General features: G+C 43.8%; 13 protein-coding genes. 9 read left to right on the top strand and 4 right to left on the bottom strand.

The features are described from left to right. Nucleotides 1-101: 101 nt before the first annotated feature. Nucleotides 102-1745, bottom strand: a complete 1644-nt coding sequence (gene dnaQ / locus J5X94_RS02450) for a DNA polymerase III subunit epsilon (protein ID WP_210539781.1) — start codon at nucleotides 1743-1745, stop codon at nucleotides 102-104. A 394-nt stretch (nucleotides 1746-2139) separates the two neighbouring features. Here dnaQ and J5X94_RS02445 point away from each other — a divergent pair, with 394 nt between their 5' ends. Together J5X94_RS02445 and J5X94_RS02440 are read left to right on the top strand one after the other, a co-directional pair. Continuing rightward, entirely contained in the window at nucleotides 2140-2694 is a 555-nt protein-coding gene (locus tag J5X94_RS02445) for a hypothetical protein (RefSeq protein WP_228293117.1), read from the top strand. Nucleotides 2695-2775: 81 nt separating this feature from the next. Continuing rightward, nucleotides 2776-3081, top strand: coding sequence for a hypothetical protein (locus J5X94_RS02440; protein ID WP_010196130.1), 306 nt, complete (start codon nucleotides 2776-2778; stop codon nucleotides 3079-3081). A gap of 114 nt (nucleotides 3082-3195) precedes the next feature. Here the strand turns inward: J5X94_RS02440 and J5X94_RS02435 are convergent, their stop codons facing one another. After that, the gene (locus J5X94_RS02435; protein ID WP_210539779.1) at nucleotides 3196-3672 is read right to left on the bottom strand and encodes a YkvA family protein; all 477 of its coding nucleotides are present in this window, start codon (nucleotides 3670-3672) and stop codon (nucleotides 3196-3198) included. A 273-nt stretch (nucleotides 3673-3945) separates the two neighbouring features. Between J5X94_RS02435 and J5X94_RS02430 the strand changes: the two genes are divergently transcribed. After that, nucleotides 3946-5163, top strand: a complete 1218-nt coding sequence (locus tag J5X94_RS02430; RefSeq protein WP_210539777.1) for an LD-carboxypeptidase — start codon at nucleotides 3946-3948, stop codon at nucleotides 5161-5163. A gap of 221 nt (nucleotides 5164-5384) precedes the next feature. Here the strand turns inward: J5X94_RS02430 and J5X94_RS02425 are convergent, their stop codons facing one another. Next, entirely contained in the window at nucleotides 5385-6407 is a 1023-nt protein-coding gene (locus J5X94_RS02425; RefSeq protein WP_210539774.1) for a GlxA family transcriptional regulator, read from the bottom strand. Between the two features lie 199 nt (nucleotides 6408-6606). Here J5X94_RS02425 and J5X94_RS02420 point away from each other — a divergent pair, with 199 nt between their 5' ends. The 4 genes from J5X94_RS02420 to J5X94_RS02405 all read left to right on the top strand — a co-directional run bounded on the left by J5X94_RS02420 (nucleotide 6607) and on the right by J5X94_RS02405 (nucleotide 11373). Then, on the top strand, nucleotides 6607-8412 hold the full coding sequence (locus J5X94_RS02420; RefSeq protein ID WP_210539772.1) for an acyl-CoA dehydrogenase: 1806 nt from the start codon (nucleotides 6607-6609) through the stop codon (nucleotides 8410-8412). 221 nt (nucleotides 8413-8633) lie between these two features. After that, complete coding sequence (locus J5X94_RS02415; RefSeq protein WP_210539770.1) at nucleotides 8634-9641, top strand: NADP-dependent oxidoreductase; 1008 nt, start codon at nucleotides 8634-8636, stop codon at nucleotides 9639-9641. Nucleotides 9642-9644: 3 nt separating this feature from the next. After that, complete coding sequence (locus J5X94_RS02410) at nucleotides 9645-10439, top strand: SDR family NAD(P)-dependent oxidoreductase (RefSeq protein ID WP_020443141.1); 795 nt, start codon at nucleotides 9645-9647, stop codon at nucleotides 10437-10439. 172 nt (nucleotides 10440-10611) lie between these two features. Continuing rightward, nucleotides 10612-11373: an SDR family oxidoreductase gene (locus J5X94_RS02405; protein ID WP_020443142.1), complete on the top strand. Its 762-nt coding sequence runs from the start codon at nucleotides 10612-10614 to the stop codon at nucleotides 11371-11373. Nucleotides 11374-11491: 118 nt separating this feature from the next. Here J5X94_RS02405 and J5X94_RS02400 read toward each other — a convergent pair whose 3' ends face one another. Beyond that, the gene (locus J5X94_RS02400; RefSeq protein ID WP_210539768.1) at nucleotides 11492-12751 is read right to left on the bottom strand and encodes an alkane 1-monooxygenase; all 1260 of its coding nucleotides are present in this window, start codon (nucleotides 12749-12751) and stop codon (nucleotides 11492-11494) included. A 670-nt stretch (nucleotides 12752-13421) separates the two neighbouring features. On the opposite strand from J5X94_RS02400, the gene J5X94_RS02395 reads away from it, so the two are divergent. Both J5X94_RS02395 and J5X94_RS02390 read left to right on the top strand, forming a co-directional pair. Then, a complete protein-coding gene (locus J5X94_RS02395; RefSeq protein ID WP_210539766.1) occupies nucleotides 13422-14573 on the top strand; it encodes an AraC family transcriptional regulator in 1152 nt (383 codons plus the stop codon). Nucleotides 14574-14946: 373 nt separating this feature from the next. Next, nucleotides 14947-15144: a hypothetical protein gene (locus J5X94_RS02390; RefSeq protein WP_210540063.1), complete on the top strand. Its 198-nt coding sequence runs from the start codon at nucleotides 14947-14949 to the stop codon at nucleotides 15142-15144. The last annotated feature ends 13 nt before the right edge of the window (nucleotides 15145-15157 follow it).

Here is a 15157-nt window from a genome sequence, read left to right as displayed (position 1 = left end):
ATGATTTAACAGGCGTTTATGAGTAACCGATAACGCTCATGATGATAATCAAAACTATACAGTATCCAAATGTCAGTATAAAAGGTTATTTTAATCACATGCTATATGTTGGCTTTTAATTCAGAATATTCTTCGGCTAACTCGCTATACCAACTCTGATTGGCTGTCTCATCAGTGGGTGATGCTAGTAATAAAGAGGCCAAGTTGGCAAAGTGAGCATGGGCTGTCTGTCCACCGTCTGCTTGAGAGTCTTCTTCGATAGCGAGGGTGACCTGTCCACCAGTCATCGCCAGATAGACTTCGGCTAAAATCTCGGAATCCAACAATGCCCCATGGAATGTACGGTCTTGTTTACCGACATCTAAGCGGCGCACGAGGGCATCTAGGGTGTTTTTTTGCCCCGGATATTGTTGTTTGGCCATGACTAGCGAGTCAGTGACTTTTACCCGTTGTGCAAAGTCATTCATCCCAACTTTAGCAAACTCCATGTTTAAGAAGTTCATATCAAAGGTGGCATTATGAGCGATGATTTCGGCACCATCCATAAAGTCGTAAAGCGACTGAGCGACTTGATCAAAGGTGGGTTTGTCGGTTAAAAACGCTTCAGAGATACCATGAATGCGAATCACTTCTTCATCCATCCCGCGCTGGGGATTGATATAAACGTGTAGCTTTTCGCCAGTGAATTTGCGCCCGATCATCTCGACAATACCGACTTCAATGACACGATCGCCTTTTTGCGGATCCAGACCCGTGGTCTCGGTATCCATAATCAGCTGACGATCAGATTGGTGACGGTTTATTGGCTTGGGTAGCAATGGCTTAAAGTATGGATTGGCACGGCTGGTGTCACCGTCAAATTTTGGCTCATCAGTCGGCGTGTCTGGATTGTCATTATTCATTATGGTGTCAGTCGTCATCGTCTGGGCTTCTGGCATGTCTGTGGTACTCATTGGTTTGCTAGCATTGTTATGGCTTTGTTCGTCTAATAGAGGGTTGTCGAATGGTTCGTCATCGAGGGCTTCTTCGTCAAGCACTTCTTCATCGAACACTTCTTCATCAAGCTCGTCGTCAAGCTCGTCATCTATATCAAGACCTAACGGATCATATTTCAGCCAGTCATCATTATTAGAGGTGCTTTGATTAGAGATATTTTGATTAGAGGTATTTTGCGATTTATTAGGCATTATTTGCTCTTTTTTTTTAGCCATTTCTTGCGCATCTCTTGCCGATAAATCTTCACTGCTGGACGTTACGCCTAAGTTTGCCAGCTCGTCCGCTTTTTCGTTGCCTGCATGTCCAGCGTGACCCTTCACCCAATGCCAGTCAACGTCGCGCTGTTGGCATAACGCGTCTAATTGTTGCCAAAGGTCTTGATTGGCAACGGGTTTTTTACTGGCTGTTTTCCAGCCTCGTTTTTTCCAGCCTTCAATCCATTCAGTAATGCCTTTTTTGACATAGCTAGAGTCTGTCCAAATCTCGAGATTGTGCTCATGTGGACTATGGGTCAATGCTTGTATCGCACCCATTAACTCCATGCGATTATTGGTGGTTTCTTTCGTGCCGCCATATAAATCCTGCGTGTGCCCATCACTAAATATCAAGTGTGCGCCCCAACCACCAGCACCCGGGTTGCCTTTGCAGGCGCCGTCAGTGTAGGCCACCGTGGTATTTTTTTTGGCGGCCAACGGATCAATCGCGTGGTCTTTATGGCTATGTGGCGTAGAAGTGCGATTGTCTGACATAAAAAATGTATGACCTAATAAGTGATTAACGTAGGATAGAATTAAGCGGTTTTTCGAGCGCCATCAAAACAGTGGTGGCGCATCATTCAAATGCGTTTGAGTATAACAAATCTATCGTTAATATGGGCAATCGTAATGCACAAAATCGCAAAACCACATATCATAATAGTAAGCCTTTCGTTTTCTGTTAAAATAGGCAGAATTGTTGTAAGGAAACGAGCCTCTGACGGCATGAGTATCAGCCTACTCACATGCTAAAGTAGCGTGAATAGTCATTTAAAGGGCAGTTTTAGTGGCTGCTTTTTCCTCATAATTTACGAACGGCACTGATTAACGACAGCTTTCTTCCTATCTTCCTAAAAGTTTTAATGCACGAATGCAGGATAACCCTATTATGTCCTTACGCTCAAACGTTTTTTATAAAAGATTAACGCTGTTGATGGTCAGTATCACTGCGAGTAGCGCGTTATTGTTGAGCGCTTGCAATGATACTAGCACCCAATCCGATACCGACGTAGTTGAAGCGGCAGCAGATCTGTCTGTCTTTGAAGGCTGCTATACGGTCAGTCATGATGAGCCTGCGCAAATAAAAGTCAGTCAGCAGGGTGGCACATGGATGATGCAAATGAAAGAGCCGGCAAGTAGCGGGCGCGTCTGGGATGACGCCGAGCCGTTAGAAGTGCTTGAAAATAGCGAGATACCCACGTTTTTCTCTATAGATCCTGATAATGTTGACGCTGTCATTGGCCGTCCCGATAGAGTGCTGGTACTGGCTCATGTGAAGCCTGTCTATGCCAATATCGATCCGCTATTGGACAGTGAGTATTTGTCGTATATTTATCGCGGTGCCAATACTATCTATCGCGTAGAGTGTGATGACGTTAATACTGATATTTTAGCCAATCCGCATGCCAATATTATTATTGATAATGTCGGTACAGGCAGCTAAGCACAGGTCATCAATTATAGACAATTTTTTGTCATAAGCAGTCTTTTCTTATAAGTAGTTAAGTCACTAGAGTCAGGTAATATGAATTTTTTTAGTTATGTGGTGTTGGGTGGGTTTTCTTATGCTGCTGGTTGGGCGATAAGAACCTATGTATTAAACAAAAAACCTGAACCTGAGCAGCCTTACAATCTTAAGCATCCAGCTATCTTGGCGTATTTGGGCGGGTTCTTTATTGTTATGCTGATTGTCTCATGGCTCATCGGTCGCTACGTGCTTGGACATACCGCTATCGATTTCCCGTTCATCATTATAAACAGCCTCGTTGCGACCTTTGTTTATTCGTTCGGTCTCAATCCAGAAAAAGCCCGTTATGATGTGCCGGATTGATAAAATTTTGAAACAGTAAAGTAGATAAAGAAAGTGCTCATCTAATACGAAGAAACGGTCAATGAATAGCTCATTGACCGTTTCTTTATTATTAATGTTAATTTAAAGCTATCACTACTTTTTGGACTCTTTATTTGTGGCTTTTTTTTCGGTGTCCTTAGTCTTATCTTCTAGCTTTTTATTGGTCGGCTTTGAGGCAGCGTCTTTATTAGATTTTTCATCTTTAGAGGCTGTTTGTTGATCTTTCCAAGTTTTGTACTTGCGTAAGTCTTTTTCCATGAGCTTAAGACAAAATTTCAGTACCAGCGCATCATCGATTTGACCGATAAAGGGAATAAAATCCGGAATAATATCAATAGGATTTAGCACATAGAGCAGACCGACCACTCCCGCAGAAATAGTTTTGTAGGGAATGTTGCGATAGTTGCCTTGATAATAATCTTTAACTAAACTCATCAGCAGTAGCAAATCCTTGGCATAACGCTCAAGGCCGCGACCGTTTTTGAGCTGGTCATTTATTTTATCTTCTTTACCCAAGATGAGCTTAATGCTGTCTATCAGACTTTTATCATCTTTCTCTTTGTCAGCCATACTTATATTCCTTATTTTTTGTTAAAGACTATTGAACGCCCTTTACTATAACAAGAGTCGTCACTTCATCCAAATAAGGCTATGAGTGATTCTGTAGCGTTTTGTTGACTATAGAAAGGATAGATTGAGCTTAGCTTAACTTTCCTAAAACGCGATATTGTCAAAACCTGCGTTATAATCCAGTCTTATGAGATGTTATAAAAACAAATATTTAACGTGTGTTAAAGACGTCTGTTCAACAGATCCTAACTGCATGGCATAAAAGGTAGAGTAATGACCAAGAAATTTTCTGAGCTGAATCGTCGCCAGTTTTTACGTCAAGTCGGAATCAGCGCAGGGGCAGGGCTGTTAGCGACCCAAAGCATCACTCAAGCGCTGGCGGCTAATACTACTGAGCAAGATAACAGCACGCACCTGACCAAAGATGACCTGCCAACGGCGTTGACACCGCAACAAGCAGCGCCCGAAACATTGCAGGCGCAAACGAGTTGTATCACGCCAAATATTGAGACACGGCTTTTTGCCAGCTCCAATGTCGGTGGTAGTGACGAGCGTAATGAATTGGCATTAGACCGCTTGGCTTGTGCAGGTTTTAAAGTCGATAATCCTACGATTACCACTCGGCAGTATTTGCGCTTTGCAGGTACCGATTCGCAGCGCGCGAGTGATTTGCAAAATATCGCTACGGGTGCGATCAAAGCGCCAAAGCTGCTACTTGGTGTACGCGGTGGCTATGGTGCTGTGCGTCTATTGCCAATGGTGGATTGGTCAACGCTAGGACGCATTATGAAGGAGCGCGGCACGATACTCGCAGGCTTTAGTGATGTGACCGCTATTCAGTGCGCATTGCTGGCAAAGGGTGATATGAGTTCGCTTGCGGCACCGATGCTTTATAGTGAGTTTGGCAAAACCAAACCCGACCAAGTCAGCTGTCGACAATTTGCGGAAGCATTAACCAATCCAAATCTGGCTATCAACATACCAGACGCCTCTTTAACCAGTCCGAATTTACCGAGTATCTTGGCAAGCTCTGAGCCAAAAACGATAACAGGCACTATTTGGGGTGGCAATTTGAGTGTCGTATCAGCGCTGGCAGGCAGTGAGTATGTGCCACGAATTGCTGACGGGATTGTATTTTTAGAAGATGTCGGCGAGCAAGCCTATCGTATTGAGCGCATGCTATATGATTTGTATTTAGCAGGCGTATTTAAAGATCAGCAAGCCATCGTGTTTGGCGCGCTATCGGGTAGCGGTGAGGATAGCTATGACAAGCGTTATGATGTCGCCACCGTAATTCGTCAATTGCATAAGCTGACAGGATTGCCGATTTATAGCGGCATGCGCTTTGGTCATATTGGTCAGAAACACAGCTTTCCACTTGGGGCGACGTGCCAGCTTAGCGCCAATACAGTCAGTGGCTATCAGTTGGTATTTAGCGATTATCCCACTATTAAGTCGGACGCCATTCATGTCGAAGGCTTGTGGCAATAAAATTTAGGTCTATAGTCGAATCTAAATAAATCAGATACGTAACTATCAAGTCGCTCAATGAAAAGTTGTTTTTCTTGCGTACTGTGCCTACGCCGACAGATGCTGCGGAAAACAACTTTTCGTCTCGCTGTATCGTTTTTATATCGAATTAATTATATAAAATTGTTGCTGTGATAAATTTGTTGCAGCAACGTATTACTTCTAAAAAATCTACTATAAAGTTAAATCGCCAAGCGTGAAAATTTATCCTGATATTCTTTCGGGGTCAGTTCAGTAGCGCGTTTAAAAAGCCTAGTGAATGAGGAAATATCATCGTAACCAACTTGCTCCGCTAACGATTTTATCGTCACATCGCCCAATTCCAGTAAGCGCTTGGCCTGCTCAATTCTCACCGCTTGAATATACTCAATCGGGCGCATCGCCACGCAGGATTGAAAGCGTCTGTTTAAGGTGCGCGGCGTGATATTTACCATGGCTGCCAAGCCGCTAACTTGAATAGGTTTTTTGAAGTTTTCCTCGATAAACTCTTGTACTTGCTTAACCAGCTGATCTGAATGTGGTTTATGCAATGTCACATTGGTATAGCTGTTTTGATTGCCTCTTTTACTGTCAATAATCTGGGTTTTTGCCACTTGGGTAGAAATCTCACGCCCGCAATACCGCTCAATTAATAGCAATCCCAAGTCATAAAAGGCGCTACCACCTGCCGCACAGAATATATTGCTCGATTGTTCTTTTGACTGGCTTTTTGAGTGAGTGACAAATTGGTTTTCTTGCAAATCAACCAGTGGAAAATCTGTATTAAACTTACTGGCATAGCCCCAATGAGTGGTCGCTACTTTGCCATCGAGCAAGCCTGCTTTTGCTAAGAAGAAAGCCCCGCTACAATTACTAGCGATATCCGCCTTGGTATTCGCCAGTCGCTTTATATGCGGAATTAACTCACTATTTTGGCTCAATACTTTATCGATTGAATCGCCAATGGTTGGAATTAATAGTAAGTCGCACTCTGTGACTTCCTGAATATCGCAATGCGCTCGCATAATCAAACGATTGCTACATCTGATATCCGCGCCACCTAAGCTTGCAATCTGCACACTAAATCTAGGCTCTACTTCTTCATCCAAAAATCGTTGCCAGCTGACGCCAGTAAATGAAAATAAATCTAGCGCCCCAGCGAGCACACTGCCGAGCACGCCATCGAAGCCAACGATAATCACTTTAAACGGTTTGAAGTAGGGCAAAATTTGGCTTCCTTTAAGTGTATGCAAATTTATGGCTGATATTCACCAGCTGCACGATATGTAATTTGAAATTCACTCACTATAGGTTAGATGATATGTCTTATTTGACCATAATTATGTCATAAATGACAATACGGCAAGGCGTTAAATTAGATTAATATCAATGAATCACCAAATTTAATGAGTTAACGAGAATACTATGGCAGCAGATACGCTTATCAATGACTTTGAGTTACCGTTCCAACTATATGATGTATTGGGCACTGAGCATTTAACCGAGCATCCGAAGTTTTCAGAACACAGCCGCGAAACCTTCGATGCGGTATTGGACACCGCCAATAAAATCGCCACCCAGCTATTCTTGCCCCATAACCATGTGGCAGATAAAAACGAGCCACAGTTCGATGGCAAAAAAGTCAGCATGATAAGTGACGTAAAAGTTGCCTTTGATGCGTTTCGTGAGTCGGGCTTCATCGCTGGTCGTTATAGCTTTGACGATGGCGGCATGCAATTACCCGAAACCGTGATGACCGCAGTGGCAGGCTATTTTATGGCGGCCAACCCATCAACGACGGCTTATCCATTTTTGACCACGGCGGCGATTAATGTCATCTCACATTTTGCCAGTGATGAGATTAAAAATGCCTTTATGCCGCGTATGCTAACGGGTGAATTTACCGGCACCATGGCGTTAACCGAGCCACATGCTGGCTCATCGCTTGCCGATATCAAAACTACCGCCGTTAAACAAGATGACGGCAGCTATCGCGTCAAAGGCAGCAAGATTTATATCTCAGCAGGCGACCACGAATTGTCTGACAATATCGTGCATTTGGTACTAGCAAAAGTGCCGGGCGGTCCTGGTGGCGTCAAAGGTATTTCTTTATTTGCCGTGCCTAAGTATCGTCTGAATAATGATGCATCGGTTGGCGAGCGCAATGACGTGCATTTAACGGGTCTCATTCATAAGCTGGGTTATAGAGGCGCGACTTCTACCGCATTAAGCTTTGGTGATGCAGGCGAGTGCTATGGCTATCTTATCGGCGAAGAGCATTTTGGTCTGCGTTATATGTTTAAGATGATGAATGAAGCGCGCATCGCGGTTGGCTTTGGCGCGGCTATGATTGGCTATCGTGGTTATCAATATTCGCTCGATTATGCCAAAGACAGAACGCAGGGCAGAATTGCACCGAATAACAAACCTGAAGATGCAGCAACGGCGATTATCCAGCATGGCGATGTTAAGCGTATGCTGTTGGCGCAAAAAGCCTATAGCGAGGGCGGTATCTCGCTGTGTTTATATGGCTCAAACCTGATCGACCGTATCAATACTTGTGAAGATGCAACACTAAAAGTTGAGCTATCAGAATTATTGGATTTATTAACCCCAGTATTAAAAGCATGGCCCTCTGAATATGGTCCAAAAGCCAATGATTTAGGCATTCAAGTATTGGGCGGTGCAGGCTATACGCGCGAGTATCAAGCCGAGCAATTTTGGCGTGACAATCGTCTCAATCCCATTCATGAAGGCACAAATGGCGTGCAAGCGTTAGATTTGTCATTCCGTAAGTTATGGCAAAACAAGGGTCTTGGTATTCAAATTCTAAAACGTGAAATTACCCAAGACTTAGAAAGCATTACCACGCCAGAAACCGCCAAACTTGCCGGTAAATTGATGCCTTATATGGGTCATCTGCATGAAGTATTGGTGCATTTAAGCAAAATCCTGCAAACGGAAAAAGCACTAACGCTGACTGGCAACGCGCAAGCATTGATGAATATCTTTGCCTCCATCGTGGTCAGTTGGATTTGGATTCGCCAAGCGAGTAAAGCGGAGCAATTGCTAAGCGAGACAACAGATATTGAAAAGCAAAACTTCTATCATGGCAAACTACAAGCAGCAAAATACTTTATCGATTGGGAATTGCCGTTAATCAATCGCGACATCGAACTGCTAAACAACGACAATGCGGTATGTACCAATATGCAAGCAGAATGGTTTTAAGTAATTGTTTGGAATGTTTTCAATATAAGAACATGCCTGAACAATACGACTAATGTGATGCTGGGATGAATTTTTCGAAGCCTCTGGAGTGCAAAGCGCACAGCAAGCGAGAAAAATTTATCCTAGAAGAACACTTTTTAATATATTTGTATTATTTTGAATAAACTCTTTTTAAGCAAACGATACCAATGGCTTTTTATAAAAATTTAAAGGAATAAATAATGACAACAATGAATAAGCAGTGGCGTTTAAAAGAAAGACCTGTTGGCGCACCGAGTGCGGAGACTTGGGATTATACTGAGTCAGAACTACCGACTATCACAGACGGTCAGTTACTGATAAAAATTGAATATATCTCGATGGATCCAGCGATGCGTGGCTGGTTAAACGATGCGAAATCTTATATCGAACCGGTACAGATTGGTGATGTCATGCGCGCGGGTACCGTGGGCGAAGTCATTGAAAGTAAGCATGAGAAGTTTGCCGTCGGCGATTATGTCTGTGGTCATAATGGCGTGCAGTCGTATGCGGTCAGTGATGGTACTGGGTTATACAAAGTCGACCCAAACCTTGCACCCTTATCTTATTACTTAGGCGTGCTCGGTATGCCGGGTATGACTGGCTACTTTGGCTTATTAAAAACTGGTCAACCAAAAGCTGGCGAGACAGTCGTTGTTTCTGGTGCTGCGGGTGCGGTTGGTGGTTTGGTTGGACAGATTGCCAAACTAAAAGGCTGCCGTGTCGTTGGTATCGCGGGCGGTGCTGAGAAATGTAAATTCTTAGTCGATGAGCTAGGCTTCGATGCTGCGGTAGATTATAAAAATGAGGATGTCAAAAAAGGCTTAAAGCAAGCCTGTCCAAACGGTGTCGATGTCTTCTTTGACAACGTAGGCGGCGATATCTTAAATGACGTCCTTACCCAAATTAATCTGCGCGCGCGTATCGTGATTTGCGGTGCGATTAGCCAATATAACAACACCACAGCGGTAAAAGGGCCGTCAAACTATCTATCATTATTGGTCAATCGTGCCCGTATGGAAGGCATCGTGGTCTTTGATAATATTAAAGAGTATCCAATCGCGATGAAAGAGATTGCTGGCTGGATTCAGTCAGGTGATATGAAAGTAAAAGATCATATCGTTGAAGGTATCGAGACTTTCCCAGATACCCTGATGATGCTTTTTAAAGGTGAAAATTTCGGCAAACTGGTACTTAAGGTAGAGGGATAAATCATGACACTGAATACAAATGGAATTGCATCAGACGTAGCCAGTAACGTTTCTGGTAAACGTATTTTAATCACGGGCGGTGCGTCTGGCATTGGTGCGGCAAGTGCGTTATTGTTAGCCAGTCGCGGTGCGAAAGTCGTGATCGGTGATATGGCCGAAGAGATGGGCGCAGCCGTTGCCAAGCAAGGTCAAGATGCGGGCAATAGTATCGTCTTTAAAAAAGTTGATGTGACGAGTGGCGACGAAGTGCGCGCATTATTTACCTTTGCCATGGAAACGCTGGGTGGTCTTGATGTGGTGGTAAATAATGCGGGCATCGACCATCAGCCTGCACCGATGCATGAGCTAAGCGATGAGGACTTTGACCGTAATATTGCCGTTAATCTAAAAGGCGTCTGGCATTGCATGCGTGCTGCTGTTACTTGTATGGCAGCCAATGGCGGCGGTCACGTGATTAATGTCGCCTCTATCGCAGGGCTGCGTTCTGCACCATTACTGTCAGCGTATAGCGCCGCGAAGCATGGCGTGATGGGACTGACCAAGTCTGCTGCTCATGAATATGCGCGCGTCAATATTCGTTTTAACGCCGTTTGTCCAAGCTTTATTGATACCCCTATGGTGCAAAATACCATGGCGAAGATGGGCGAGCGCGCGCAAAAAGCAACAATTAATGCCAGCCCGCTACGCCGTTTAGGGACAGTTGATGAAGTATCCGGCGCGATTGCATGGCTTGCGAGCGATGAAAGCAGCTTTATGAATGGTCATGCGTTTACCCTTGATGGTGGCATGTTGGCTTAATAGTCAAATAACTGCTAAATCATTACGGTGTTAGCCTCGCTCGATGTACTATGCGTACTATCTACGCTCGGCTGCCTTGTCATGGATTTGCAGTTTTTCGACTATAATTTATTAAGTATTTACGATAAAAAATTGAAAGCTGAATAGCTAATTCAAAATATAAGGAATAATAATGAAAGATTTATTTGATTTAACAGGCAAGATTGCTTTGGTCACAGGTGCTAGTCGCGGTATTGGCGAATCTATCGCCCGTCTATTGGCATCAAGAGGCGCACACGTCATTGTCTCTAGCCGTAAGATTGATGCTTGCCAAGCAGTCGCCGATAGCATTGTCGCTGATGGTCACAAAGCCAGTGCCTTTGCGTGCCATGTCGGAAATATGGATCAGATTGATGCGATTTTTGAGCACATCAAAAGTGAGTTCGGTCAAATTGATATTTTAGTCAATAATGCCGCTGCAAATCCTTATTACGGGCATATCTTAGATACGGACTTAGCCGCTTTTGATAAAACTGTCGAAGTCAATATTCGTGGTTATTTCTTTATGTCGACAGCTGCTGGTAAGATGATGCGCGAGCAGGGCGGCGGGGTTATCTTAAATACCGCTTCGGTCAATGGCTTAGTCGCAGGTGACAAGCAAGGCATCTATTCAATCACTAAAGCTGCTGTGATTAGCATGACTAAAGCGTTTGCAAAAGAGTGTGGCCCATTGAACATTCGTGTCAACGCGTTGTTGCCTGGTTTAACCGATACTAAGTTTGCCTCAGCGTTAACGACTAATGATAAAGTCTTAAAAATGGCGCTACATGCAATTCCATTAGGACGCGTAGCAGATCCAGATGAGATGGCTGGCACGGTATTATATCTAGTGTCTGACGCGTCAAGCTATACGACGGGCGCAACGATTGTTGTCGATGGTGGGATGTTGGCTTAATCCGTTTATCACTATCGCTATACTTTTATAATAAAAAACACGTTCATTAGTAACGTGTTTTTTTATGTCTCAACGTTCATTACTTTTAGTTCACTACTTTCAGCTCATTGCTTTAAATTTATCTACTCGCACGTTTTGATATGAGGCGATTTAATAAGTGTAAGCCCTTTTCAATGATATTCGTCGTCCGCTGCATTAATGGACTTAATGGTTTGGGGTGCATATTAATTTTACTCATATCATTATCATAATGTGCTCTGACACGCTTATTCATAATAGCAAACCACAATGGCGGGATATAGGCGGGCATAATCATCGTGGCATAGCCTATCGGCAGTTGCGGGGCTTCCTCAAAATGTCTGAGCAATTGATAAGCGCGGCTTGGATGCGCGTGGTGATCAGAATGACGCTGCAATTGATACAAAAACAAATTGGTCACGGTGTGATTGCTGTTCCAGCTGTGCTCCGGCTGCGTACGCTCAAAGCGGCCATTGTCGTCTTGTTCTCTGAGCAGACCGTAGTGCTCTAGATAATTCACTACTTCTAACAGACTAAAGCCATATACTGCCTGCAACCCAATAAAGGGTAAGATCTTTTTGCCAAACGCCTTATAAAGAGTGGCATAAATTACCACCGACATTGCCCAACCTTGCAACAACTCGTTGTCTTTGTTCCAAAAGCCTTTATGTCGACGGGCGAGCCGCTCAGTTTCAATGTTTACAGCGGAACGTAGACCACCAAACACTGTGCGTGGCAAAAACTGCCAAAAGCTCTCGTTGTACTTGCTACTGGCTGGATCCTTTGGGGTCGCCACCCAGCGGTGATGACCAAAATTATGCTCTATGGCGAAATGTCCGTAGGCCGCTGGCGCAAGGCTGATACGCGCCAAAGTACGGTTTAGGTGGTCAGACTTATGGCCAAGTTCATGCGCGGTATTAATCGCAATACCACTGCCGACTCCTGCCGTCAATGCCACTCCCAAGCGATTATACCAAGGCAACTCTCGCTGACTATACTGATAGGCCAGCAGACCAAAAGCCATATATTGTAGCGGTATAAAAGCATGAGCAATCCACTTATAATAGGGGTCTTGGGCAAGCGCGTGCATAGCGCTATCAGGTGGGTTGCTATCATCACGACCGACCAACACATCCGCCAGTGGAATGATACCGTGGATCAAGATAGTTCCTCCCCAAGCCAGCGCTGTATTTTTGAGATCAAAGCCCTTTTGATCTCGTAATCCTAACGCGAACAAGCAGCCTAATAGAGGCAGTGATGGACTACACAGCCAAAACCGCCTTTTTGGGTCGCGCCATGGTGAGTTATCCATTGCATCTTGAATGATGGCATGTTCTTTAGCGCCTAATGTCTTAGTCATTATACGGTCCTTGTACAGTCAATCCTCTGTAAATCAGATACGGTCTCAGACTTACCTAGTCTATTATTTATCGTGATTTTACGCGGTGCTTGATAGCCACATTCCTTGATAGCCACCTTTAACGATTTCGTTTATGTATTATCAATCAAGATTCTGATCATTTATTATGATCTTTGATAGCATTTAAAACGGCGTTGATTGACAAAAAAATCTCACTTTGCGTCCAAAAATGCAAATATATTCAGATTTAATTGTCGGACTTCGTTATGTTAGAGGTGCGTGTATAGCGTATAAATAGATATAGTCAGGGCAATATAAAAGAGATCCAGCGTGACTGGTAAAATTTTTCTTGCTTGCTGTGCCTACGCATACAGAGGCTACAAAAAATTTATATCAGTCACGCATTATAATGTCGTGTACCCATTTTATTTAGTATCTACTATAGTAATTAACGTTGATAACGCTCTTTAAAGCGAGTAGTTTGGGCGTGTCATCAATTAGCACATTGATACATTTAGTGGTCTTAAAATGGCTAAATTTTGCCAAACATCGTCAGAAATCTTGTCAATATGTTCATATTTACGGCAATTCCTTCCTTGTTTGGCTGCAATTTTTCTCATTTTAAGCCTCACAATCTAAATGATGACACACCCTAGTATTGGTCTAAAATATGGATATTTTAAGTCGATTGTTTGATGAGATGCATTTGCAAAAAGTGCAATATATCACTGTCAAGGCGCGCGGCTCTTGGCAACTGGTACAGAGTAGACAAGATTATTTGACCTTTATCGTGGTTATCAGTGGCGAGGTGCATCTGTGCTATGGCAATGATAATAATGACAGGCAAGTGATCACAGCCAACAATATGATGATGTTGACCACACAAGGCAGCTATGCGTGTCAATCAGCACCAACGGTGTCTAAGATTACGGCTAAAACAATCATGCCTGCACACACTGAAGGTCAGATTGGCTTAGAGATTGACAATACAGATAGCGGTCATAAAGTTATTGCTCAAACTAACAATGCTCAAAGTAATCATGCTCAAACTAAGCATGTGCAAGATAATGAGGCACAATTCATTGTGGTACGCAGTCAGTTTGATGCTGATATGGCCAGACCTTTGTTATCCGCTTTGCCTACCAGTCTGCCGCCAGTGACCCAAAAGCACTCGGCTTATAATGATGTGGTGCATATTGGATTGCAGTTTTTCTTATTAGAAGTGGGATTAGAACGCCCCGGCAGAACCACGATGCTTGAGCGCTTGGCTGGCATGTTGATGATTGAATGTATACGCGAGTATGTCGAACAGCTAGAAATGGCATCAGGGTCTAAAGACAGCATAAACCGCACTACGGATAATACCCTAGACAGGACGCCATCGTGGATTGGTCATCCATGGCAAATAGACGATGATGCCGACCACAGTAGTGAAAATAATGCCATTAGTAATGGAGATGAAAACGGTAATTGGCTGGCTGCCCTAAAAGATCCTTGCCTATCAAACGCCCTCTATCTGATGCATCGCTATCCAGAGGACGCTTGGACGCTACAGGGTTTAGCGAAAGCATCTGGGCTGTCGCGCTCAGGACTTAATGAGCGCTTTAAACAGTCAGTTGGCATCACGCCGCTGGCATATCTGAGTCATTATCGCTTGCGACTGGCGGCAAGGTTTTTGCGGCAAGAACAGTATTCAATTAGCAAGATTAGCGAGTTGGTAGGCTACGCGTCGGATCACTCGTTTAGTGGTGCATTCAAGCGGCGCTATGGGCAGTCACCGAGTCATTACCGCAAAGCTCATAGCAGGAAATCAAAGCCATAATGTGAATTTCAGTCACAAACAGATTGATGACTACGGGCGATTAATCGTGAGGATAACTATAGGGTCTGTTGAACATTCAAATATTAGGACTGCTGATCGCTAAAATCGCATCAAACGTTTTATCAAATCAAGCGTAAACCGACGATAATGTCGAGACCTTAGCTAGGTTTACAACAACATTTGGGGTGATTTTAGCATCAGCCTTTCAGGGCAGGGCTATTTTTTGCTAATACATGGCGAAATTGTCTAACCTAGAACGACTAGGCGTCAAAAATTTCACTGCGTATTGTCTAAAAAATAGCCACTGCCAGTGCCACATTTGAATGTTCAACAGACCCTAAACGCGACAATAAAAACAACAATAAAAGCAACTATGAAAAATGCTATCAAAGATAAAAGACAGCCTCATCGTAATGAAATGGTAAACAATGATATAAACACGAAGACGTGGCTATTTGTCCCAGCGACTCGAATCGATAGAGTGGCAAAAGCCTTTGCGAGCGGTGCAGATGCAGTATTTAAAATAGCAGGTCAAATAGTCGATGCGCCCGTGATTGAGCGCTGCCGTTAGTTGCTGAGTTGAT

The organism is Psychrobacter sp. K31L, from assembly GCF_017942195.1.
Taxonomy (GTDB): domain Bacteria; phylum Pseudomonadota; class Gammaproteobacteria; order Pseudomonadales; family Moraxellaceae; genus Psychrobacter; species Psychrobacter glaciei.
Note: the sequence above shows the minus strand (reverse complement) of the source record. Positions and strands in the feature narration are given on the sequence as shown.